The 23,156-nt window shown below is 48.2% G+C and carries 18 protein-coding genes and 1 pseudogene; 11 read left to right on the plus strand and 8 right to left on the minus strand.

The window, feature by feature from the left end; translation table 11 throughout:
• Positions 1-31: 31 nt before the first annotated feature.
• Complete coding sequence (locus E0698_RS12600; RefSeq protein ID WP_134911577.1) at positions 32-1,285, minus strand: cation:dicarboxylate symporter family transporter; 1,254 nt, start codon at positions 1,283-1,285, stop codon at positions 32-34.
• Positions 1,286-1,495: 210 nt separating this feature from the next.
• Here E0698_RS12600 and E0698_RS12605 point away from each other — a divergent pair, with 210 nt between their 5' ends.
• Together E0698_RS12605 and E0698_RS12610 are read left to right on the plus strand one after the other, a co-directional pair.
• Positions 1,496-2,800 (plus strand): sensor histidine kinase, encoded by a 1,305-nt coding sequence (locus E0698_RS12605; protein WP_192511784.1) that lies wholly within the window; start codon positions 1,496-1,498, stop codon positions 2,798-2,800.
• Positions 2,801-2,805: 5 nt separating this feature from the next.
• On the plus strand, positions 2,806-3,735 hold the full coding sequence (locus tag E0698_RS12610; protein ID WP_149095457.1) for a response regulator: 930 nt from the start codon (positions 2,806-2,808) through the stop codon (positions 3,733-3,735).
• An 86-nt stretch (positions 3,736-3,821) separates the two neighbouring features.
• Here the strand turns inward: E0698_RS12610 and E0698_RS12615 are convergent, their stop codons facing one another.
• Both E0698_RS12615 and E0698_RS12620 read right to left on the minus strand, forming a co-directional pair.
• Entirely contained in the window at positions 3,822-4,334 is a 513-nt protein-coding gene (locus E0698_RS12615) for a MarR family transcriptional regulator (RefSeq protein ID WP_134911580.1), read from the minus strand.
• A 76-nt stretch (positions 4,335-4,410) separates the two neighbouring features.
• The gene (locus tag E0698_RS12620; RefSeq protein WP_149095456.1) at positions 4,411-5,931 is read right to left on the minus strand and encodes a monooxygenase; all 1,521 of its coding nucleotides are present in this window, start codon (positions 5,929-5,931) and stop codon (positions 4,411-4,413) included.
• A gap of 494 nt (positions 5,932-6,425) precedes the next feature.
• Here E0698_RS12620 and E0698_RS12625 point away from each other — a divergent pair, with 494 nt between their 5' ends.
• Positions 6,426-6,923 (plus strand): DinB family protein, encoded by a 498-nt coding sequence (locus E0698_RS12625; protein ID WP_192511785.1) that lies wholly within the window; start codon positions 6,426-6,428, stop codon positions 6,921-6,923.
• A gap of 178 nt (positions 6,924-7,101) precedes the next feature.
• The gene (locus E0698_RS12630; RefSeq protein WP_192511786.1) at positions 7,102-8,301 is read left to right on the plus strand and encodes an MFS transporter; all 1,200 of its coding nucleotides are present in this window, start codon (positions 7,102-7,104) and stop codon (positions 8,299-8,301) included.
• Between the two features lie 27 nt (positions 8,302-8,328).
• On the opposite strand, the gene E0698_RS12635 is transcribed toward E0698_RS12630, so the two are convergent.
• Positions 8,329-9,150 (minus strand): endonuclease/exonuclease/phosphatase family protein, encoded by an 822-nt coding sequence (locus E0698_RS12635; protein ID WP_192511787.1) that lies wholly within the window; start codon positions 9,148-9,150, stop codon positions 8,329-8,331.
• 5 nt (positions 9,151-9,155) lie between these two features.
• Positions 9,156-10,820: a PTS transporter subunit IIBC gene (locus tag E0698_RS12640; RefSeq protein WP_134911585.1), complete on the minus strand. Its 1,665-nt coding sequence runs from the start codon at positions 10,818-10,820 to the stop codon at positions 9,156-9,158.
• Between the two features lie 243 nt (positions 10,821-11,063).
• Here E0698_RS12640 and E0698_RS12645 point away from each other — a divergent pair, with 243 nt between their 5' ends.
• The 3 genes from E0698_RS12645 to pgmB all read left to right on the plus strand — a co-directional run bounded on the left by E0698_RS12645 (position 11,064) and on the right by pgmB (position 15,208).
• The gene (locus tag E0698_RS12645) at positions 11,064-12,086 is read left to right on the plus strand and encodes a LacI family DNA-binding transcriptional regulator (RefSeq protein WP_149095452.1); all 1,023 of its coding nucleotides are present in this window, start codon (positions 11,064-11,066) and stop codon (positions 12,084-12,086) included.
• 140 nt (positions 12,087-12,226) lie between these two features.
• Positions 12,227-14,509, plus strand: a complete 2,283-nt coding sequence (locus E0698_RS12650; RefSeq protein ID WP_192511788.1) for a glycoside hydrolase family 65 protein — start codon at positions 12,227-12,229, stop codon at positions 14,507-14,509.
• 24 nt (positions 14,510-14,533) lie between these two features.
• A complete protein-coding gene (gene pgmB, locus E0698_RS12655; RefSeq protein ID WP_192511789.1) occupies positions 14,534-15,208 on the plus strand; it encodes a beta-phosphoglucomutase in 675 nt (224 codons plus the stop codon).
• 290 nt (positions 15,209-15,498) lie between these two features.
• On the opposite strand, the gene E0698_RS12660 is transcribed toward pgmB, so the two are convergent.
• Positions 15,499-15,885 (minus strand): retropepsin-like aspartic protease, encoded by a 387-nt coding sequence (locus tag E0698_RS12660; RefSeq protein ID WP_134911589.1) that lies wholly within the window; start codon positions 15,883-15,885, stop codon positions 15,499-15,501.
• Entirely contained in the window at positions 15,882-16,139 is a 258-nt protein-coding gene (locus E0698_RS12665) for a hypothetical protein (RefSeq protein ID WP_192511790.1), read from the minus strand. Before E0698_RS12665 ends, E0698_RS12660 begins: the two co-directional genes overlap by 4 nt.
• 415 nt (positions 16,140-16,554) lie before the next feature.
• Between E0698_RS12665 and E0698_RS12670 the strand changes: the two are divergent.
• Positions 16,555-16,878, plus strand: a pseudogene (locus E0698_RS12670) (HAD-IA family hydrolase); the annotation flags it as partial.
• Between the two features lie 44 nt (positions 16,879-16,922).
• Here E0698_RS12670 and E0698_RS12675 read toward each other — a convergent pair.
• Positions 16,923-17,102, minus strand: coding sequence for a hypothetical protein (locus E0698_RS12675; protein WP_192511791.1), 180 nt, complete (start codon positions 17,100-17,102; stop codon positions 16,923-16,925).
• Positions 17,103-17,934: 832 nt separating this feature from the next.
• Here E0698_RS12675 and E0698_RS12685 point away from each other — a divergent pair.
• From E0698_RS12685 to E0698_RS12695, 3 genes are all read left to right on the plus strand, one after another.
• Entirely contained in the window at positions 17,935-19,599 is a 1,665-nt protein-coding gene (locus E0698_RS12685; RefSeq protein ID WP_192511792.1) for an SWIM zinc finger family protein, read from the plus strand.
• A complete protein-coding gene (locus tag E0698_RS12690; RefSeq protein ID WP_192511793.1) occupies positions 19,596-22,616 on the plus strand; it encodes a DEAD/DEAH box helicase in 3,021 nt (1,006 codons plus the stop codon). The genes E0698_RS12685 and E0698_RS12690 overlap by 4 nt, the downstream gene beginning before the upstream one ends.
• A 100-nt stretch (positions 22,617-22,716) precedes the next feature.
• Complete coding sequence (locus E0698_RS12695; protein ID WP_192511794.1) at positions 22,717-23,061, plus strand: hypothetical protein; 345 nt, start codon at positions 22,717-22,719, stop codon at positions 23,059-23,061.
• Positions 23,062-23,156: the final 95 nt, after the last annotated feature.

A 23,156-nucleotide genomic window follows, 5' to 3' on the forward strand; every position in this document is an offset into this window, starting at 1 on the left:
TCTTTTCGGCAAATATTCGGTTTATTCGATTTTATTTCAAAGAAGCGGCATATTCCTCGCCCTTTTCCTTATCGTATTCGCCTTCCCATTTGGACATGACCACGGCGGCAAGCGAGTTGCCTAATACATTGACTACCGTACGCGCCATATCGAGAATACGATCAATACCAGCGATAAAGGCCAAGCCTTCCAGCGGAAGGTTCACTGATCCCAGTGTAGCGAGCAAAACTACAAAGGAAGCGCCCGGCACACCTGCCATACCTTTGGAAGAAATAATCAGCACCAGCACCAGCGTGATCTGTGTAGTGATCGGCAGATCAATACCATACATCTGGGCGATGAAGATCGCAGCCAGCGCCTGATACAAGGTGGAACCGTCCTGATTAAAGGAATATCCTATCGGAATGACAAAGGAAGTAATTCCTTTCGGACATCCGAACTTCTCCATTTTCTCCATGATCTTAGGCAGGACACTTTCCGAGCTGGCCGTTGAGTAGGCAAGCAGTAGCTCACTTTTCAAAATTTTGACCATAGTCCAGAGACGAGTACCGCAGAGCTTGGCGATAATTCCAAAAACAATCACAATGAATAGCAGCATGGAGCCGTACACCGACAAAACAAGCTTCAATAACGGCCACAATGAGGCCAGGCCAAACTTGGCTACTGTCGTTCCAATCAGTGCAAATACACCGAACGGAGCCAAGCGCATCACCTGATTGGTTACCCAGAACATAGCGTCGGCTACGCCTTCGAAGAAATTCAGCACAGGCTTGCCCTTGTTACCAATCGCCGCTACCCCTAGTCCGAACAAGACGGAGAAAAAGATAATGGCCAGCATATCCCCTTCGCCCAGCGCTTGAAAAATATTAGTAGGAACAATATGGACAATCGTATCCATAAAGCTGTGGCCTGACTTTTCAGCCGTCTCCACGTAGCTATGAATATCACTTTTGGCCAGGTGGGACATGTCTACACCGTCTCCGGGACGAACCAGATTCGCAACCAGCAATCCGAAAAGGATGGCAATGGTCGTCACAATTTCAAAGTACACAATAGACTTTCCGCCGAGCTTGCCCAGCTTTTTAATATCTCCGACGCCGGCTACGCCGATAATGAGAGTTGAGATCACAATAGGCACGACAATCATCTTAATCAACCGGATAAAAATATCGCCGATCGGCTTTAAGTAGACTTCCACCCCTGAATTGCCGTAAAATAAGGCACCAATAATAATACCTAAAGCCAGACCGATAAAGATTTGCATTGTCAAATTAATCTTTTTCACTTCGTGTCCCCCCTGGCTGATTTGTATATTTTTGCAGTATGCTGTTCTTAATATTCAAATGGTGTTATTTATACTACAGTCTGATCTATAAAAACCGACAATTATCTACACCTGTATTTGTTTTTTTTCAATAAATTCACCACTTTAATGTTGGATTGTGAATTTATCTCACATTGCCTTTTTGATCGAATACACAGGAGGTGAATAATTATGAAGCTGAATATCCTCCTTTTCCTGCTTATGCTTGTGGTCGTACCACTGGCGGGCGAGCTGAATATTCACCCTTTCTTTAATACATTTCGTCTCAGCTTCGGCACGCCTGTATTTTTTTTCTTTCTGCTATCTATTCGTCATATTCCGCCTGTATTATCAGGACTGCTTACAGGCATAGCCGTGGTGGCCTTTCGTATCTCACTCAGTTATTTTACCCATTCCGGCCTTTCCTTTGAAGAGCTGGTGACCCTGCACGGGCCTACCTTTTTTTATTACTTGGTCTACGGCCTGCTCTTTCAGGTCCTTAACATTAATGCCGAGCCTTACCGCGCTCTCCGGGTAGGCATCCTCTCCGTGGGTATTGAGGTTGCGGCAAGCGTTGCGGAACTTAGCGTCCGGCGGAGCATTGACGGGGAATTCTGGGACATCATCAAGATGGGCAAGGTGGTGCTCATCGCCATGATCCGTAGCTTCTTCGTGCTCGGGTTCTACAATATCATTCGCCTGAAGCAGTCCGTTCAGCATGAAGAGGCGCAAAGAGAGCAGACCGAACGGATTCTGCTTCTGGTATCGGATCTGTACGAGGAGTCCGTCCAGCTCGGCAAAACCCTGTCGCATACAGAGCAGATCACCCGTGAAAGCTACGAGCTATATCGGGAGTTGCAGCAGGCTGAATCTCTGGAAGACAGGGACCGTTACGCCAGACAGGCACTGCGTATTTCCGGACAGGTTCATGAGATCAAAAAAGACAGTCAGCGGATTTTTGCCGGGCTGTCCAAGCTGATTGATGCGGAAAGCGGAGTGCATTACATGCCTTCTCGGGAGCTTGGGGAGCTGATCGTCCGAACGAACCGCAAATATGCCCAAGCGCTGGACAAGCCCATTCATTTCACCCTGCATGTTGACTCTTTACTGCCGAAGTTGCATGTTTATACGGTTTTGACACTCATTAATAATCTGACAGCCAATGCGGTTGAAGCGATGAAGGACAACGGAAGTATTGACGTTTCCATTCGGTTTCTACCGGGAAAAGAGGACACTGTAACCTTTAGCGTCACGGACAACGGCCCGGGGATTCCTCAGCGCAAACGGGAAATGGTCTTCACACCGGGGTATACAACCAAGTATGATGATGAAGGACAGCCTTCGACCGGTATGGGATTGTTTTATGTGCGCGAGGTCGCGGAGAGCCTCGAAGGAACGATTGTACTGCAACAGCATGAAGAAGAACACACAGACAGGGTACGGACCACTTTTACAGTCACATTGCCTTTACGGAAACTGACGGAGAAAGGAAGATAGCCCGGATGCGTTTTTATATTGTGGATGACGATCAGGGAATTCGTTCTATGCTGGCAGACATTATTGAAGATGAAGGTCTCGGGGAGGTTATCGGGGAAGCGGAGGACGGTTCCTATGTGAGCAGCGATCTACTGGAGCTTAACCGGATTGATATATTACTCATTGACCTGCTGATGCCGATTCGTGATGGCATTCAGACGGTACGCGCGCTCGGTGATCAATTCAGCGGCAAAATCATTATGATTTCCCGCATTGAATCTAAAAATATGATCGGCGAGGCCTACTCACTCGGTATTGAATACTACATTGCCAAGCCCTTGAATCGGCTGGAGATTATTGCGGTGATTCATAAGGTGTCCGAACGTTTGCGTATGCAGCAATCTATCACAGATATCCAGCGCACGCTACAGGGACTATCGATGTTCGCATCGACAGGACCATCGACAACGGTAGAACCGACCAAAAGCATCACAACTTCCGGACAGTTTCTGCTCTCCGAAATGGGAATGATCGGCGAAGCGGGGAGTATGGATCTGCTGGACATGCTGGAATATCTGGATCAGTATGAGGAGGAAACGGGTAACCTGTCCCCCTACATGTTCCCGCCGCTGAAGGATATCTTCGCGAATGTAGCCTTGAAACGGCTGGGAAGCTCGGCTTCTGCGGCAGAGCTGAGCAAGGAAATCAAGGCATCTGAGCAGCGCGTCCGCCGCGCCATTTTCCAGACGCTAAGCCATATCGTGTCGCTCGGATTGACGGATTACACTCACCCTAAATTTGAAAATTATGCGTCCAAATTTTTTGATTTTACAGAAATCCGCAAAAAAATGCTGGAGCTGCAAAACAATGTGGAGCCCTCGCTGTCTCAAGCCCGTATTAATACGAAGAAATTTGTACAGGTGTTCTATATGGAGGCCAAAAGGCTATTGCATTAGAAAAGCACCTGCATATCCCCTAATGTGTCCGCCACATGAAAAGGGTTACGCAGATGCCATTTTGTTAGAAAAATGCCGATGATCTTCTAGTCTTTTGGTTCCTCACTCTTGTCATGGAGTTCCAGGGCCTCCAAAAAACCGACACCGTCGGACAACAAACGTTTCAAGACATTTAATTCCTCCGTGCTGTAACGATCTAAAAATTGAAGCAACTGATGCTGTACTTTAACGTGAAGCCGCTCATGCACAAGAAAGAGCTTTTTCCCCAACGGGGTTAGACGAAAGTAAATTTCTTTTTTGTTGTCGTTAAGCTGGGTTCTGCGAATCCAGCCTTCCTTGAGCAGCTTGGTGCTAACTTTCGAAACCGTACCTTTGCTCAGCTCGATCCGATCCGCTAATGCCGTAACATTAATCGGCTCATGCCTTCCGATACAGTCAATAACGTGAATATCGGTCAAATTGAGCGAAGCTATCCCGTCAAAATGCTCGTGGACTTCTTCGAGAAAAGACATACTCTCTCTCTGATGATACTGCTCCAGTTGATGGTTAGTTTTGATAAGCAGGTCATAGACATGCTGGATGGTTGTGGCTTTTTCCATACAAACGGATGGTCACTCCTTTGGGGTACTCCTCCCTTCATTATAGCTTAAATTTGTTTCGCAAGAAACAATATGATTATAGCAATACGGGTTCTCCGCTACACCAGCTCGCGATACCTTCCCCGATGGTTCTCAGCACGTCCGTCTGTTCCAAGGAAATAGCCCATGCAATATAACCGTCTGGACGAATCAGAACCGTATGCACATCACTCCATCCCACAGGCGCTTCTTCGGCTACAGCCTCTACATATGAGATATGCGAAAGTGCAATTTTGTGAAGCTCATTCGCTATCTTGGCATCCTGAGCAAGATGAAGCAGCACAAAACGGCCCTCATGAAAAAGATCGTATGCATACGTTCTTGTTCCGTCAGACAGCCTTAATTGGAAATCTGCAAACCGCTTCCCGTTCAGAGGATGCTGCGGCATACCCTCAGCCGCCGGATAACCTACATCCAACGCACTAATTTGCTCCGCCATAGAACGGTTGATTTCCGTATGACGGAACCATTTCTCTTGCAACTGACGGTGAGCCAGTACAGCAGTCGTAAAATCCAACAGGCTGGTCTGAATCTCCGTATTCCGCAAGAACTGTGTATTAATAGGGTAGCGTTCGCCATGGTAGCTATCCAGCAGCGTGTCCGCAGCCCAGCCGTGAATCACTCCTGCCAGTTTCCATCCCAAATTCGTCGCCTCCTGCAAACCCACATTCATGCCCTGTCCACCTGCCGGGAAATGAATATGTGCAGCATCGCCAGCCAGCAGGATTCTGCCCTTGCGATATGTTTCGGCCTGCCGCGTAGCATTCCCGAATCGGGACAACCAGCGGGGATTAGACGCTCCAAGGTCTGTACCGAGAAGATAGCGCAGTTCTGTCTGAATCTCTTCCAGCGTTACAGGTACGTCTTTCGGGACATGCATCAGATGGGGGGTAGTCAAAATAACCCGGTAAATATCCGGAGAAACGGGGGCAATCATCACCCCACCCCGCTCTGTGTATTCGGAACGTATTCCATTTTCAGGAGGAACGGCCAGCTCTACATCCGCTAATACAGCGGTCAGAGTAGTATCCGTGCCGGGAAAAGCAATACCTGCCTGCTTGCGCACGGTACTTCCCGCCCCATCGGCTCCTACGACATAAGCCGCTGTCATCACCGACACATTCGCATGCGGACCGGATGCGCGGACACTGACGACCTCTACACCCTGATCCTGTTCCCGCACAGACACCACTTCTTCCCCACGTCGGATCACAACCCCCAGCTTTGTCGCATGTTCCTCCAGTACCTGCTCGGTGATCTCCTGCGGGATAAACAAGGTATAATTCGAGGAGCTGTCAAGCACCGAAAAGTCCAGACGTGTATCCAGCATGGCAAAATGTCCCGTACTTATGGGCTTGCCGTGCTCCATGAATCGCTCCTTCAATCCACGCATATCAAACATCTCCAGCGTCCGAGGATGTAACGTAAGTGCGCGCGAGTAGGGACTTGTTTCCTCTAATCGCTCAATCACACAAACACTCACCTTTGCCAATGCCAGCTCAGCAGCCAGCCACATCCCGACAGGACCGCCACCCGCTATAATCACTTCATAATCCATGTCTCACGCTCCTTTGTATGAAAGTATAATCCCACCACCATTTTGTTTCAAAGGAAACAATATAAAGATGCGAAAAGCTCCCCTTTAACATTTTCGTATCTAAATAAAAATCATAATCGTTCATGATATTTTGTTTCTTGTGAAACAATTTTATTGTAGCTACATTGAGAATAATTATCAACTACTTTTTTTGAAAAAAATCCTGGATCCCCTCGCAAACCATGCTAGATAAGCTGAACTAAAGACGAAAAAAGGTGGAACAAGAACGAAGTGGGCGGAATGGTGCTGTACAAGCGCTAGCGGTCGCCTTAAAAGCTTTCCATAGGAAAGCTCGCTTCGGAAGCATTACTTACCCGGATTTCAACCTTTATAAATTGAATAAAGAAATCTGGGTCGTATGCATCTTTAGTGCAGCTTATAGAATTTCCATTTCCAAAAATTTAATTGTATAATTGTAAAATGAGAACAAGCTTTTATGAAAGGGATGATCTTACATGTCGGATGCAAACCAATTATTCGGTCAAGCACTGGTTAAATCGCTGGTCGGTGAACGTGGACATATTCGAGTGGCTCGGGCTTTACCGGATATCCACATCGAGCTGGCAGGGAAGAAAAATGCAGAAATGCCCTACAGTATTTATCAACTGTTGAAGCATATGAGCTACTGGCAGCAATTTATGCTGGAGCATTTGGAAGGTCGGAAGCCCCAGCTTCCGGGCAATGTAATGGAAAGCTGGCCTGAAGAAACCGAACCGCAAAGTGAAGAAGCATGGCAAGCTGTCATTAACGAATTTTTACAGGGCGTAGATCAGGCTGTAAAGATTGCAGAAACTGCACAACTGGATGATTCACTCCCCCATTTCCCCGGTGAAACGAAAGCGGGACTGCTGCGGAATATCGCTTCCCACAACTCATATCATTTGGGCGAAATCGTGCTGCTGCGCCGTATTTATGGAGCTTGGCCGCCGCCTGGAGGGGGCTTTCCCGCTTAATGGGTACAGAATTAGGCACAGCAAGGAACACATCTGCGTATCCTATGAGAGAACTCACTCCCCTTGTGCCTGCTTACTTCATATTCATCCTACCTTGATTTGAAGCCCTTCATGCGTAATCAGGAGTAATCAGAAAAACGGTTCCCATGATGCAAGCTCAAAGAGAGGTTTCGAGGATATGAAGAGGCGTATACATTTAAACCATAATATCGTCTGTATGATTGTCATCAGTCTTATTGCTAATATGAGCGGGAGTATGATCCTCCCGCTCTTTGCTATTTATGTAGAACAGTTCGGCATATCCGCACTCAGCATGAGTATTTTATTTTCTCTATTTTATGTGGGAAGATTTCTGGGTGGAGGCTTGGCAGGACGAATTTATGAAAAGATTGGCGCAAAGCGCTTGGGGCTGAGCTTACTCTTGGCTGAGATTATGTGTATGCTCTTGTTCCCGATTGCAGAAAGCTTCATCATTCTATCCATCCTTAGACTCCTTCAAGGCTTGGTGGCGATAGGATTAACCGTGTTTGTAAGAGTCACCATCAGCCAGATCAGTACCACGGAGAATAGAGGTATCCTCAATGGATATATCAGCAGCAGCGAAGGGGCAGGTACGATTTTAGGACCTATCATGAGCGGAGTGATTGTTTCCTATTTTACTTTATCTGTTCCATTCTATTTCGTTGCTATGTTTTCATTGGTATCGTTCGTCGCCGTTTCTAGAATGACATTCCCCAGTCCTCCTTCCAAACCTCAGCCACAGCCCGAGCTCCTTCATGAGCCGAAAAGAAAAACCACTTTAACAAAGCAGCTACTGCTCTATTCCACCGTTCATTTCCTTGAAATGAGTGCATTCGCCATATTTTTAACGTACTTCTCTGTGTATGCAACCTACAAGTTCCACTGGAGCCCTGTAGAAATCAGCCTAGCTTTTACCATCATCGGGGTATCGACGTTTGTATCAGCACCTTTTATGGGCAAAGTATCCGATCTGCTCAAAGATCGCTTAATCCTCAGTATTATTGGCCTGTTGCTGATCATGGTGGAAATAACCTTGTTTCTGTGGTTCACTGAACCGTGGATCGTATACTTGGGGATGTTCATCGGAGGCATTGGCGGAGCCAGCTATCTGGATTCTTTTTACTCGCAACTGGGGGATGTCATTCCTGAGGAAAACAGAAGTTCATTTATCGGCAACGTTGTATCCCTCTCGGAATTAGGGGCTATTGTTTCTCCAATCATCGCAGGCGTACTCATTGAACGTTTTAACATAAATGCCCCTTTTTATTACAATATGCTTTTGGTGCTTATGGCTATTGTTATCCAATACTTCATTCGGTTAAGGTCGAAATCCTCAAGAAAAAGGCCACTTGCATAAGCAGGCAGCCTGTTCCTTTATCTATCATTACAGCTCCAATTCAACTGCAACCCCGAAATGATCGGATACGACTGATCCCGTTTTTCCGTTCAGCACGACAGTTGAAGATTGAACCTGTACGGGTTTGTTGGAAAAAATATAGTCAATCCGCAGCGGTTCGGCGTTACTTTCCCAGCCTGCAATGGCTTTGATGACCGTATGGCCTTCATCACGTACTGTTGCGTTCGGATAGGTGTCCGACCAGCCGGATTGCAGCACATAGTCATACCCTTCCCGGCGCACTTCAGCCGCATTGTTGAAATCCCCCATCATAAAGACAGGCGTCGGTGCAAAAGTATTCAACACCTCCGTTGTACGGTCCCATAGTCCACGGAAGGATTCTTCATCATTCCACCAGTTGTAGTGCCCGCTCACAAACCATGCCGATACTCCATCCACTCCAGTTTGCACGCCCACAATTTTGCGGGATCGGTAGTTGTCATAGTCCCGTAGCGAGGAAACATATTCGCTCACCGTATCTGTAATCGGTGTTTTGGACAAAATCGCCAAGCCCTCATCGTATTTGGCAAAGCCAATATGTGCGGGGGCCCACGTCCAATAATAGGTATCGGACAATAATCCGTTCAGCACATAAGCGTAATTATCACGCTTAATGACCACCTCAGGATCAGCACTATAGTAAGCTCCCAAATTGTCCGGCGATAAAGGAGCCTCGTCTATGGACTGGTTCACTTCCTGCAAAGCAATGACATCGAACTGCTGCTCATGAATAAAAGCGGCCAGTTGTTTTAGCTTTTCAAGCTGATTTTCTTCCATCCAAGCATGTACATTTAGGGTTAACAATTTCAAAGTAATCACCTGTTGAGTATGTCTTGTATATCTGATTTGAGCACATCGGCCTTCGGTCCGTAAACCGCCTGTACCCCATTATCTACTTTAATCAAGCCCAGAGCGCCTAGCGCTTTCCATGTCTTTTCGTCCCCGACGGCATCTGTATCCTTCACCGTCACACGCAGACGGGTCATGCAAGCATCCACCTCGACAATGTTCTGCTCACCCCCAAGCGTTTTGATGATATCGGTAGCCAGTTGATTTTGCGGGGAAACAGCCGCCACACCATCTGCCTTCGTACTCCCCACCTCGGAAGTCCCCTGAGGCTCCTCATCCGTATAGTTTCCCAGTCTTCCCGGCGTAGCCATTTGGAATTTGCCGATCATAAAATAAGCGATAAAGTAGGTTGCTACCGCAAATACAACACAAGTCAGCACGAAGTTAATAATATCCTGCACCAAACCCGCATTTATAGACAACGGCAATCGGGTCAGCAGTTCAATCATACCAAACGAATGTAAACGCAAATGTATGATGTCCGCCATTCCGAACGCAATTCCGGTAAGAATAGCATAAACCACGTACAGTACAGGCGCTACGAACATAAACATAAATTCCAGCGGCTCCGTTACCCCTGTCAAAAAGACAGCAGCAGCGGCTGAAAAAATCATCGACTTGTACTTGCTTCGCTTATCCTTGTCTACACGGCGATACATAGCCACCGCCAGTCCCATAAGGATTCCCGCTCCGCCGATCATTTGTCCTACCTTAAAACGGGCAGGCGTCACGCCTTCCAACAAGCTATTGTAGGCTGCCGGATCGGTACCACGAAGCGCACTCAGGTCGCTTGCCCAAGCCAGCCACAGCGGGTCCTGTCCAGCAACGACGCTGCCCGCCCCGGAACCCGTAAGCGTCGTGTAAACGCCACCAAGTTGAGTATAGTTAATAGGAACCGTCAGCATATGGTGAAGCCCGAAGGGAATCAATAGTCTTTCCAGTGTACCATAGACAAATGGCGCTACAAAAGGAGCCGATTCCCCAGAGGTCGCCAACCAAACACCAAACTGGTTAATCCCTCCCTGGATAAATGGCCAGATGGCAGACATGATCAAACTAACGATGACAGACCATAAAATCACGACAAAAGGAACAAAACGTTTACCGTTAAAAAAGGCTAAAGCGTCCGGTAGCTTGCGGTAATTGTAGTATTTGTTAAATACCACTGCCCCGACGAACCCGGAGATGATACCGACAAACACGCCCATATTGAGTGCAGGTGCCCCTAAGACAGAAGTAAAATAGCCACTGACCGGAATGGATGCACCAAAGAGAGTATGGGTGGTTGCCCCCTCCTGCGTTAGCATCTTCGAGGATACACCCAAAATCGTTCCTGTTGAAATATTAATAAGGATAAAAGCAATTAAGGCAGCAAAAGCCCCGCCAGCCCGTTCCTTAGCCCAGGAACCGCCGATGGCCACCGCAAACAGAATGTGTAAATTGTTAATGATGCCCCAACCCAAATTTTCCATGACCCCACCGACGGTCAACCAGACATGAACATCGCCAGCCAGCATTGCCACCACTTTACCGAGCGAAATCATAATTCCGGCCGCTGGCATGACGGCGACTACCACAAGCAGTGCTTTCCCAAGCTTTTGCCAAAAATCAAATGATAGAAGTTTTTTCATTTCTCCATCAATCTCCATCCATATAGTATGTACAGCGTTGTTTGTTACCTCGTAAATATATGCAATCGGTTGCACAATTATTATAATGATATCGCTTTCTATTAGCAATACCCTGATTGTAAATATCTTGGTTAATGACGATGTAAAAGCTCGAAAAAAGCCGCGAGTTTGTTGATTTTCGAGCAATATCGTATGATAGAACATAATATTTCCTGCTTGAGATAGCAAAAGGAGAAGAAGACGATGGCAGTAACCATCAAAGATGTCGCAAAACGTGCCAATGTTGCTACTTCCACCGTGTCCCGCGTCATTCAAGACAGCCCTAAAATCAGCGAGGCCACCAAGGCACGTGTCCGTAAAGAAATGAAGGCACTCGGCTACGAGCCCAATTATTCGGCCCAAAGTCTGGCTAACCGTGTCACACAGTCGATTGGCATTATTATGCCAGAATCGGATGTGGCAATCTTTCAAAACCCGTTCTTTCCGGAAAGCCTCCGCGGGATTAGTGAATGGGTGAATGAGCATAACTATACACTGTCGATTGTCACGGGGAAAACGAGCGATGAATTGCTATCCCGCGTGAAGCTGATGACGCGAACCGGACGTGTTGACGGCTACATTGTCCTGTACTCCAAGCAAGAGGATAAAATCGTGGAGTATTTTCATAGAGAAAAAATACCTTATACCGTAATCGGTAAGCCTCAGCAATTTATCAGTGAAACCACCCATGTGGACAACGATAACTACCAAGCCGCCAAGGACGTGGTCACTTATTTGATCCGTCTGAATCATCAGCGTATTGCTTATGTTGGCGGAGATCATGAACGCACTGTGAATATTGAAAGACTCAGGGGCTATCAGGATGCGCTACGGGAGGCCCATCTGCCTCTACCAGGCGAATATGTTGTCAGGGAGCCTTTTTCCCTGGAGGACATGCGGACGCTATTGCAGGTTTCCCCTCCCCCTACCGCTATGATCGTCAATGATGACCTTGTTGCGATGGCGGTACAAAAATCACTGTCCCAACTGGGCGTGTCCATGCCGGAACAGCTTTCCATGGTGAGCTTCAACAATCTGATGCTGGCTGAGCTGATGAATCCCCCTCTTACTTCCGTAGATATTGATATCTTCACCCTGGGTTATCAGGCGGCCAAAAGTCTGATCGAAAAAATCGAAGACCCCAAGGAGCTGACCAAACATATCATTGTTCCCCACCGGATCGTAGAACGCAAATCCAGTCAGGCGCTGTTATCTTCCAAGGAATGAACAAAAAACTGATTTTGTGGACATCCATAAAATCAGTTTTTTTGCGTTGACAGGGCAATCGGTTGCACTATATACTGAACTCGCTCATATACTGATTTCGTTAAAACAACGAATTCATTTTCCGAGAGGGGTACGCAATCATGGTTTATAACCGATTATTTGACGTAGATAACTGGAAACTGACAACCCACACTCTACATACAACACACATGCGATTACAAGAAAGCATAATGTCCATAGGCAACGGTTATATGGGCATGCGCGGCAATTTTGAAGAAGCCTATTCAGGTGATCATCATCAAGGAACTTATATCTCCGGTGTCTGGTTCCCCGACAAAACAAAGGTCGGCTGGTGGAAAAACGGCTATCCCGAGTATTTTGGCAAGGTCATCAACGCCATGAATTTTATCGGCATCGGTCTGATCGTGAACCAGCAGGAAGTGGACTTATTTACGGCCCACATCAGTGATTTTGTGCAGGAACTGGACATGAAGCAAGGTATTCTGCGGCGTGCCTGTACCGTGAACGGTCAGGTTCGTATCACCACGGAACGTTTTCTAAGCATCACCACTCGTGAACTATGCCTGATTGATTACCAAGCAACCAATATAAGCGAGCAGCCTCTAACGATTGAGCTTGTTCCTTATCTGGACGGTAATACGAGAAATGAGGACACCAACTATGATGAGGTGTTCTGGCTAGAGGAAGCACGCGAGGTTCAGGAACAATTCATCAGCCTATCCACAACGACGATAGATAATCCATTTGGTGTTCCGCGTTTTACCGTAAACGCTACCATGGGTATTGTGACCGAGGGACAGGATCATCAGACGACGGAAGAAGGCTTTTTGTATGCTGCACGCCACTATCAATATACCGTCGCCCCGGGTGACAGTGCTCATTTGCAAAAAATCGTGGCCGTCACCACCTCACGTGACATAGAAAAGGATGCGTTAATTCCACAGGCTGAACGTCTCGCCGTGGAAGCCGTGAACAAAGGATACGCTCTGCTTAAGCAGGAGCATATCGCCGCTTGGGACGGACGTTGGGACAAAGCGGATGTTGAAATCGAAGGGGATGCAGAGGCCCAGCAGGGAATACGTTTTAATATTTTCCAGCTATTCTCTACGTACTACGGTGAAGACGCTCGCCTGAATATCGGACCGAAAGGCTTTACGGGTGAGAAATATGGCGGTGCCACGTATTGGGATACGGAAGCGTACGCTGTACCGATGTATTTGGCGCTGGCAGATCCTGATGTGACTAAAAACCTGCTGCTATACCGCTACCATCAACTGGAGGGTGCCAAGCATAACGCGGCGCAGCAAGGTCTTCGTGGAGCACTGTATCCTATGGTCACCTTTACGGGTGTGGAGTGCCATAATGAATGGGAAATTACCTTCGAGGAGATTCACCGTAACGGAGCCATCGCGTATGCCATTTACAATTACACCAACTATACGGGCGACTTGGCCTATTTACGGGAATATGGAATAGATGTACTGGTCGAAATTAGCCGCTTCTGGGCGGATCGAGTTCATTTTTCCCATCGCCATCAGCAGTATATGATCCACGGGGTTACCGGACCGAACGAATATGAGAATAACGTCAATAACAACTGGTATACCAACACGCTGGCTGCATGGGTTTTAAAATATACGTCATCGGTCTTGCCTCAAATTTCTTCAGAGAAATCGGAGAAGCTGGCTGTTACCGAGGATGAGCTTGCGCATTGGCAGGATATCATCAACCGCATGTATTATCCTTACGATGAGGAACGGGGCATATTCGTACAGCATGATACCTTTCTGGATAAGGATTTACAGCCTGTATCCTCCCTTGATCCAAGTCATCTGCCACTAAATCAGAAATGGTCATGGGATAAAATCCTCCGTTCTTGCTTCATCAAGCAGGCGGATGTGCTGCAAGGTCTGTATTTCTTCGGAGATCGGTTCACGCTGGAGGAAAAAGCACGCCATTTTGCATTTTATGAGCCCATGACCGTTCATGAATCCAGTCTGTCCCCATCCATTCACGCTGTGCTGGCTGCCGAGCTCAAAATGGAGGAAAAAGCAGTCGAGATGTATAAACGGACAGCTCGGCTGGATCTGGATAATTATAATAACGACACCGAGGACGGACTGCATATTACCTCCATGACGGGAAGCTGGCTGGCGATTGTGCAAGGCTTTGCCGGAATGAGAACGTATAACGAAACGTTGAGCTTTTCCCCCTTCCTGCCGCAGGGCTGGAGCAAATATACGTTTAAAATCAACTATCGTGGTCGCTTGCTAAGTATTCTCGTACAGGAAAATGAAGTGATCATTACGCTGTTGGACGGAGAACCCCTCACGCTGGAGCTGTATGGACAGCCAACGCACATTACCCATGGGCAGCCGTTACTGACAAACAGTGTTTCATAAACCGGACAGACAGGGGGAAACCAAATGAAGGCAGTGATTTTTGACTTGGACGGAGTCATTACAGATACCGCCGAATATCATTTTCAGGCATGGGGCAGCTTGGCGACAACGTTGGGTATTCCTTTCGACCGGGAATTTAATGAGCAGTTAAAAGGAATCAGCCGTACAGAGTCACTCGACAAAATATTGGCGCGTGGTGATCGGTCCAGCGCGTATTCAGCCGATGACAAGCAGCAACTGGCCGCACAGAAAAATACCGAATATCAGCGGCTCATCTCGGCTTTGACCCCGGTAGATGTATTACCGGGAATCCGCGCGCTCCTAACGGAGTTACGTGACGCCAGGATCGGTATCGCGCTGGCCTCTGCGAGCAAAAATGCAGCGTTTATACTGGATAGGCTGGAGCTGACGCACTATTTTGACAGTGTGGTGGATGTCACAGCCATTCGGCATGGCAAACCCGATCCGGAAATTTTCCTCACGGGAGCCACGAATCTGGGCGTTCGGCCTGCCGACTGTATCGGTATAGAGGACGCACAGGCGGGAATTCAGGCGATCAAGGGTGCCGGAATGTTCGCGGTCGGCGTAGGAACGCCCTCGCAAATGCAAGGAGCCGATGTCGTGGTGGCTACTACCGCCGAGCTGTCTTTGAGGATGCTGAAGGATCATTTTAGTAAGTTGAACTGGAAATGTACATGAGGTGCCACTGCGCAGGCGGATGGTGCTTCCCATCGCTGTTGCCCCCGGATTTCCTGAATGATCGCACAATGTTTGAAATCCGGGGGCAAAGGCGACCGCTCCGCTTGTACAGCACCATTCCGCCTACTCCGTTTTCCATGTGAATTTTTCGATTTCATCTTATATAATAAGTTTCAAAAAAGGGAATGTCCTTTAAAAGTGAATTTGATTGGCTGGTGGACCCGTTCCACCAGTTTTTTATTTTCCTTTGATACAGGCCTTATTGAATTTAGAAGTTTTGCAAACAAACTCTAATAGGTATCCGTCTTTACTTCCATTGCTTTAGCATCAATAATAGCTCCAACTAGTTTAAGGAAATTAAAACCCAGTATCCCATCAATCTGCATACCATAATCCATACTTCCAATTTCCACCTGAAAATTTTTGAGTGTCGATTCTTCGAGTGTAATGGAATCAAGAAATTTAGTGTAGACATATTCTACGCCACCCACGCCTCGTATAATATCAACATCATCATTTCCTTCCGGAACCATTCCTATTTCTCGTACTATATCTGCATTCAGAAGTGTGCTGGCAGAACCAGTATCTAGCAGCATTTTGCTTAAAGTTAACTCTTCTCCCCTAAATGTTACGTTGACCTTGACAAAGGGAAGCTCATATATTTCTGTAATGTTCATCTAGGCCCCCTGATCCCCACATAGCGTTCTTTTGCCGTAACCGTGGCACGAGAGGTGTGAAAAAAACAATACTCACGCTGAGGATCTACTCTGTGCAGCTCATTATACCGCTTAAAAGCATCAGTCGAATCATCGAATGTATCAATTACGGTCATTTCTTCAATGAAACGCTGACCATCCTTGGAATAGGCTTTGGTCGCCTCAAGTACGACCCATTCATTGGGAAAACGTTCTTTAACTTCTTCCCATCGCATTTCAGACACCTCCCATATTTTGAGAAGAACATAATGTATATAACTCGATATTTTATAATGTTATTCGACATTATTATACCATCTCGAAGTACTTTATATCGCAAAAAGCCCACAACTTCCGATTGGAAGTCGTGGTTCGGATTATGTTTTTAGAGTAACTTTCCACTACTTCTTCAATTGTTTTTTCGTTTGACTGAGGCTTGTCCATATTTTTCCCTCCTAAAAAGGTTCCATTCCCACAAGTATATTCTAAACTTCTTTGGAAATCTGTCATTCGCCAAAGGTTCTAATAGTTTGATAATAAAGTGTTTTTTTAGACATATAATTGGATAATCAGACAAGTAATCTTAGGTCTCATATTGTTTTAGTGATCTATCAGATCAATTTTATGAAAAAGATGATGGTAGGTATGTGGGCTTCTGCGAGCAAAAATGCAGCGTTTATACTGGAACGGCTGGAGCTGACGCACTATTTTGACAGCGTGGTAGATGTTACCGCCATCCGGCATGGCAAGCCTGACCCTGAAATCTTCCTCACCGGAGCCGCCAATCTGAGCGTTCAGCCTGCCGACTGTATCGGTGTAGAGGATGCTCAGGCCGAAATCCAGGTGATCAAGAGTGCAGGAATGTTCGCGGTCGGTGTGGGCACGCACTCGCAAATGCAGGGTGCCAATATCGTGGTGGCTACTACCGTCGAGCTGTCTTTGAGGATATTGGAGGATCATTTTCTCAGAGGATGAACAAGGTAGAAAGATTATAAAAAATGACCTGTCTCTGTGACAGGTCATTTTAGCGTTTTTATGACTTGAAGGACTTTCTCTTTGGTGTCTGGGTGATTATTCGCATATTCTGTGAAGGCTTCTTGCAAAATGGTTCTTTGATCCTTTTCCGTAACAAATGACCAGGTACGCAGCATTGTAGCGAACTCTTCCGAAAATCTAAAAGATAGCGCATTCCTTGCCAAAGCGATTACCTCCTATTCTTAATAGCTTGTGATAAAGCAGCCAGTGAAATAACCAGACCGACCAAAGCGATGATAAGGGTAACAGTTTGCATACTGATGCCTCCTTTATGGTTTCTCGAATTTGTAAAATATATTTTACAACAGAGAATGAAGAGGGTAAGATAAGCATAAGATGATAGGGTGCAGGAAGGGGATTGCTCCCCAACCTTGCTAATGATTCAAGCCTTCTTACGCTGCAACGTAAGGGGCTTTTTACTTTACCCGGCGGTTATTTTTCTTGGCTGTTTGGAAGTTCATCCAAGCGGCTGCGAGATTAACCAGTGCCGTGAGTAGAAGTACAATCGCGGTCCCCATCGTGCTGCCTCATGACCGATCCTCACTGGAAATACGGAATCGTATTCGCCGCGGGAAATAAATACGAATACGTGCGGTTAGGATCAAGCTGGCTGGGCAGGTGAATATCGTAGCTATATAAAGATGACATCTTCTTTTCCTCATCATACAATCCTAAACAGGATCATCAGCACTAAAATATTAGTAATATTTATTTTATATTCATAATACAAATTCACTTTTTAAAAGAACGCATGTCAACCCGCATGAAAACTTTCCATCTGCTCCCTCCACCTCAATTTACGTCCCAGCATTTTGCATTATTCGTTTCCATTCGCCCGCAGGTACAATATATAGACGGACAGAATCATTCCGATCTATTATATTGCCGAATAAAAACCGCTCTCTGGATTAATGCAAATACTCGTTCCTAAACTGATATAATGGAAGAGTTAAGCTGTCATCAGATTGACTATTCTCTCTTAGGAGACTAATGCATATGAAACCAACCTATCTTATGGATGATATACAGTGGCAGCAGCTTATCCAAAATGTAGCTGACCATTTTAATGATGTGACGATCAAACGCGGGTTCCAATATTTTAAGCAAGGAAAGGTAAAAGAATTTATAATGCCTGACGCCGACCATATCGCGGCTGTCGTAGATGGAAGCGATCTTTACGAGGTGGATCTGCACTTGAGCGCTTTTGCTGCCAGCCGATGTACATGTCCGGTTCATAAGAACTGCAAGCACATGATCGCCACACTGCTGAATTATGCGAATGTGCAGGAGCGTTCCGTACATGCGTTGGTGAACGCCCATTCAGCGAGCTTCACCCGGTTGGCTACCAAATCTGACGTGCGCACCACCGCGCCTGCTTCCCGGTCCACTCCTTCACCGGATCGCAAGCAGGCTGCCAGGAACACGATCAGTAAAACAGCAAGCCGCATACTGAATTTGCCCATCTTGGAGTGGCATGACTTGTTCGATCAGTGCATCGCCCTTATCCACATGAATACGCAAAATTCCCAATATGCACAAAGCGCGCTGGCCTCAATATATGCCGTGAAGCCGCCGCTTTCACCCGGCATGGAACAGTTGTATGAATTGCACGCTCATCTGCGTGTGCTGGAAAAGCTGGTGCCTCAGTCACCTATGCCAGGCTATCCCACCCATTCCTATATGGGATATTACACGCAAATCGCCGCAGATGAGCTTAAAGAAGCTATCGAGCGTGATTTTGAGAGCCAGCTTGCCCTAACCGATGAACCGATGCAAGAAGCACGCATGGCAGAGACCTTGGCCTATTTACGCCGAAAAATGCTGACAGAATCGCGTAATGGCAATTATTTTTCAGACGCGTACTACCGATTTTGGCTAAACTGGATGCGTCCCCAGCAGAAAGATTACACTTCCAGCATATATGCAGAGGAATTACTGCATTTGCAGACGGCTGAGGATGAGCTTGGGACAGCTTTGGCCCGGCTTCCCTGGATGCTGGCCCAAAGCTGGATGTATTTTTACCAGTCGCAGGATGATCAAGCCTGGTCGCTGCTTGAGGAGGCCGAAAAGGCTTTTCCGCTAAAAATCTCTTCCAGTCAGTTGCTTTTGTTCTTGCATGCGTTGCGTGAAGCCGAGGAATGGCCACGCCTCAAGGATGGACTACGGCATATCGGACCCTTGCTTCACAGCCATCGGGACGATCATTTACACGATTATATGAATGGTTGGGATATGGTTTTGCAGCACCTTCCAGAAGCGGAGCAGGAAATGTGGAATACACTGGTCGGTATGCTTCCTTTTGCCGGGGGAATGTATGAAGAAGCGCTGCTTGCCCACGACAAATGGCGGCAATGGATTGACTATCAGCTAAGTATACGCAGCGAGCCTTTGAGTTTTCGAGTGAGCGTGTTACAACCCATTGAAAAGAACGCACCAGAGCTGCTGTTGCCCTTTTACCATCAGGCAGTGGAACGATATGTGCTGGAAAAAAATAGATCCAGCTATAAAGCAGCGGTCAAGCTGTTGAAGCGACTGTTCAAGCTATACAAAAAAATGAAGCAAGAACCGCGCTGGGAGCTGTTCTTCGCGACCTTCACCAGCCGTCATAGCCGCCTGCGGGCGCTACAGGAGGAATTGCGGAAAGGGAAATTGTTATCATGAGCCAATACACGGAGACGATTACGGTACACATCCAGTTAACTACCTATGGAGACGCGCTGATTTATGGCGATTCCTCCATGAATTACAGCATTTCCGGTCAGATGTTGAAGCAGCGTTTGTTTGCCTGGCACGAGGCCTCTTTCTATGGCACCGAGCTGGAGATTCAGCACGTTCAGGACACGGATATTATCCTCCTGCCCTCGGAACAAGTGATTCCCTTTCTGGCGGAACGCCAATTGCTGGAGCATATCGAATGGATCTGGGACGAGGGCAATGCCCCGTGGCTTCGGCTGATCCCTCTACTTGCCCATTGTATTGAAGCAAAAGCCTACACGCCCAGCTTCACGGCATTTCAGACAGGGAAGCTACAATGGATTTGGGATACGGAAGCAATGGTGGAGGCGAGAGAGACGTTAAAGACGTTAGAGGGGCTAGAATCGGGGAAAAGGTTTGAAAGCACCGAAGCGGCAGAGCTTGCTCTGCTTGACAGCCTGGAGAAGGACGAACTCGAAGGGCTGGCTGCGGCGTTCTCGGCCGCCGTGTTTCAACGCTGGTACAGCACCGAGGCGGAAGCCGCCGATTTGCGAAGAGAATATCCAATTCTCTTCGCCCAAAACCGCCCGGCCGCGGCAGGTCTGGATGCGCGGGCATGGCTTATCGCTATCGGCTGGAAGGCCGATACCGCGCCCTTCCGCCCGCTCCTGCAACTGCTGGAGCCAGAGCTGGAGGACGACGATCCGTCGTGGCAGCTCAAGCTTGTGTTGCAGGACAAGCAGGACCCGGCACTGCTGGTGCCTGTACGGCTAGCTGACGATGGATACGCATCCGGCCCGTGGCCCGATGCGTGGACGGCCCATGTGCGTGAGCGCTCAGCCGGATGGCTGGAGCGCTTGACCGCGATTTTGCCTGCCGGGCAGCGGACCGGAAGCCGCGATGACGTGCTGGATCGCCCGCTCTCCGACGAGGCGGCGTGGCAATTCCTGACGACCGACAGCCATCGCTTGCTGGAGGGCGGTTGGCAGGTGCTGCTGCCCGCTTGGTGGGAGGCAGCCACCCGCAAGAAGCCGAAGCTGCGGGCCAAGGTTCGCCCGGGCGAAGGCGGGGGTGAGCGCACAAAGGGCAGCTCGCTGTTCGGACTGGACTCGATTGTCCAGTTCGATTGGCGTGTTGCCATTGGCGATGCCGATCTGAGCGAGTCCGAGTTCGCCGAGCTGGTGGCCCGCAACGAGCGGCTGGTGCGCTTCCGCGGGCAATGGATCGCGCTCGATCCCGCGCTGCTGGCGCAAATCCGGCGAGCCATGGCCGGGATCGACAGTGCTCAGGGATTGTCCTTTCAGGACATCCTGCAGCTGCACCTGCTCGGCAACGACGATGAGGCAGAGGGCGACGCTACGGGAGAGCAGCCAGAGGATGCGGCACGCTTCCGGCTGGAGGTCGAGCTGAACGGGCATCTGCTGAAGCTGATCAGCCAGCTCGGGCGACAGTCGGAATGGCCCGCACTGGACGTGCCGGATGGACTGCAAGCCGAGCTGCGGACGTATCAACAGGACGGATACGCGTGGCTTGCCTTTTTACGGCGCTTTGGGCTGGGTGCCTGCCTTGCCGATGATATGGGGCTTGGCAAAACAGTGCAGTTTATTGCCTATTTGCTGCATCTACAGGATATCGCAGCAGAGACGAGCGTCCGCTCCAGTTCGCTGCTGATTTGTCCGACTTCGGTACTGGGCAACTGGCAGAAGGAACTTAGCCGATTCGCCCCTTCATTAAAGGTCATGCTCCACTATGGAAGCAAACGGGATCAGGGAGACTTGTTCCGCGAAGAAGTCGAGCAAGCCGATGTCATCCTGACCTCCTTTGCAACAGCGACCCTGGATCAAGAGCTGCTGCAAAGCATAACCTGGGACTCGGTTTGCCTGGATGAAGCGCAGAACATTAAAAATGCGCAAACCAAGCAATCCAGTGCCGTTCGCAGCTTCCCTGCCCGGCATCGTATAGCACTCACCGGGACGCCTATTGAAAATCGGCTATCCGAGCTATGGTCGATTTATGATTTTATCAATCCCGGTTATCTGGGCAGCGCACGCTCCTTCAGCAATCGGTTCATCAATGCTATCGAGAAGGAACATAACGAACAACGAACGATAGACCTGCAAAAGCTGGTTCAGCCCTTCATGCTGCGACGCAAGAAGAAAGACCCGGCTATACAGCTTGATTTGCCCGAGAAAAATGAGATGAAAACGTATATTCACCTCACCTCCGAGCAGGGAGCGCTCTATGACCAAATTGTTAAAGAGCTCATGGAACGGATGCAGAAGCTGGAGGGGATTGAGCGAAAAGGCGCTATATTATCTGCCCTGACCCAGTTGAAGCAGCTTTGCGACCATCCTGCGCTCTTAACTAAGGAGGCGGTGCCGGATGCCACGGCTTCCAGCTATAGTCAGCCCGATTTCGAAGCAGTTATCAGCCGTTCATCCAAGCTGGAGCGTATTTTAGCCATGGTCAAGGAGCTGCGAGAAGAAGGCGAGCGCTGCCTTATTTTCACACAGTATATCGGCATGGGACGTATGCTCCAGCAGGTGCTCGCTCAAGAGCTGCAAGAGCCGGTGCTCTATCTCAACGGCAGCACGTCCAAAACCGCCCGTGACCGGATGATTGACCAGTTCCAATCTCACACATTGCCACCTGACGAGCAGCCATCCGTATTTATTTTGTCACTCAAAGCCGGGGGTGTGGGTCTGAATCTGACAGCTGCCAACCACGTCTTTCACTTCGACCGCTGGTGGAATCCGGCTGTTGAAAATCAGGCTACGGACCGCGCCTACCGAATGGGACAAACGAAGGACGTACAGGTGCACAAGTTCATCTCGCTGGGAACGCTGGAGGAACGCATTGACGAAATGCTGGAGAGCAAGCAGCAGCTTAGCGACCAGATCATTTCCAGCACCGAGGGCTGGATTACCGAGCTGTCGACAGACGCGTTAAAAGAACTCTTTACGCTACGACGCGATTGGGCATGATGAGGTCTATAACCTATTTTTGAAGAAGTAGATTATAGCACGGTCCGAAACTCCTTTGTGTGCATCTACTATCACATCACAACAAAGGAGTTGATATGAAGTGGCCATTCGTCCTCCTCAAACCCTGAAGTCTACGGGCAGAAAGGTTCCTGTTACGAAATATCGTAATGTAAGTCCTACGCAAACCCTTCGTCGGTTTACAGTCATCTGGGCTAACACTAATGGTGTGCCTTTTAACACGACCGGATTTTTTGCTACACTCCGGCGTGCAGATGGAAGCTTTGTGCAAGCTGCAGGCTTCGACAGTTTTGGTACTGCCCGATTCAGCAGAGTCCGTACACCTACGAACCAGCCTTATACTCTGCGTACCTTTAGAGACGACGGAACGTTATTCCGGATTAGATCAGTACCTGCTGGTGTGTCCTCGTATGTCGTTATCGGTTAAGTGCTTGCCGAACGCGTCCTGAAAGTGTATACGAAAAAAAGCAGCCAGGAACAGAGTATATCTGTCCTGGCTGCTTCTTATTCCAATGCTATTTT

It is taken from the genome of Paenibacillus sp. 23TSA30-6 (assembly GCF_014858585.1).
Lineage (GTDB): Bacteria > Bacillota > Bacilli > Paenibacillales > Paenibacillaceae > Paenibacillus.

Excerpts from the sequence above, each read along its gene's own strand:
- E0698_RS12605 (WP_192511784.1), top strand. The coding sequence starts at position 1,496 with ATGAAGCTGAATATCCTCCTTTTCCTGCTTATGCTTGTGGTCGTACCA.
- E0698_RS12610 (WP_149095457.1), top strand. The coding sequence starts at position 2,806 with ATGCGTTTTTATATTGTGGATGACGATCAGGGAATTCGTTCTATGCTG.
- E0698_RS12615 (WP_134911580.1), bottom strand. The coding sequence starts at position 4,334 with ATGGAAAAAGCCACAACCATCCAGCATGTCTATGACCTGCTTATCAAA.
- E0698_RS12620 (WP_149095456.1), bottom strand. The coding sequence starts at position 5,931 with ATGGATTATGAAGTGATTATAGCGGGTGGCGGTCCTGTCGGGATGTGG.
- E0698_RS12625 (WP_192511785.1), top strand. The coding sequence starts at position 6,426 with ATGTCGGATGCAAACCAATTATTCGGTCAAGCACTGGTTAAATCGCTG.
- E0698_RS12630 (WP_192511786.1), top strand. The coding sequence starts at position 7,102 with ATGAAGAGGCGTATACATTTAAACCATAATATCGTCTGTATGATTGTC.
- E0698_RS12640 (WP_134911585.1), bottom strand. The coding sequence starts at position 10,820 with ATGAAAAAACTTCTATCATTTGATTTTTGGCAAAAGCTTGGGAAAGCA.
- E0698_RS12645 (WP_149095452.1), top strand. The coding sequence starts at position 11,064 with ATGGCAGTAACCATCAAAGATGTCGCAAAACGTGCCAATGTTGCTACT.
- E0698_RS12650 (WP_192511788.1), top strand. The coding sequence starts at position 12,227 with ATGGTTTATAACCGATTATTTGACGTAGATAACTGGAAACTGACAACC.
- pgmB (WP_192511789.1), top strand. The coding sequence starts at position 14,534 with ATGAAGGCAGTGATTTTTGACTTGGACGGAGTCATTACAGATACCGCC.
- E0698_RS12660 (WP_134911589.1), bottom strand. The coding sequence starts at position 15,885 with ATGAACATTACAGAAATATATGAGCTTCCCTTTGTCAAGGTCAACGTA.
- E0698_RS12665 (WP_192511790.1), bottom strand. The coding sequence starts at position 16,139 with ATGCGATGGGAAGAAGTTAAAGAACGTTTTCCCAATGAATGGGTCGTA.
- E0698_RS12685 (WP_192511792.1), top strand. The coding sequence starts at position 17,935 with ATGAAACCAACCTATCTTATGGATGATATACAGTGGCAGCAGCTTATC.
- E0698_RS12690 (WP_192511793.1), top strand. The coding sequence starts at position 19,596 with ATGAGCCAATACACGGAGACGATTACGGTACACATCCAGTTAACTACC.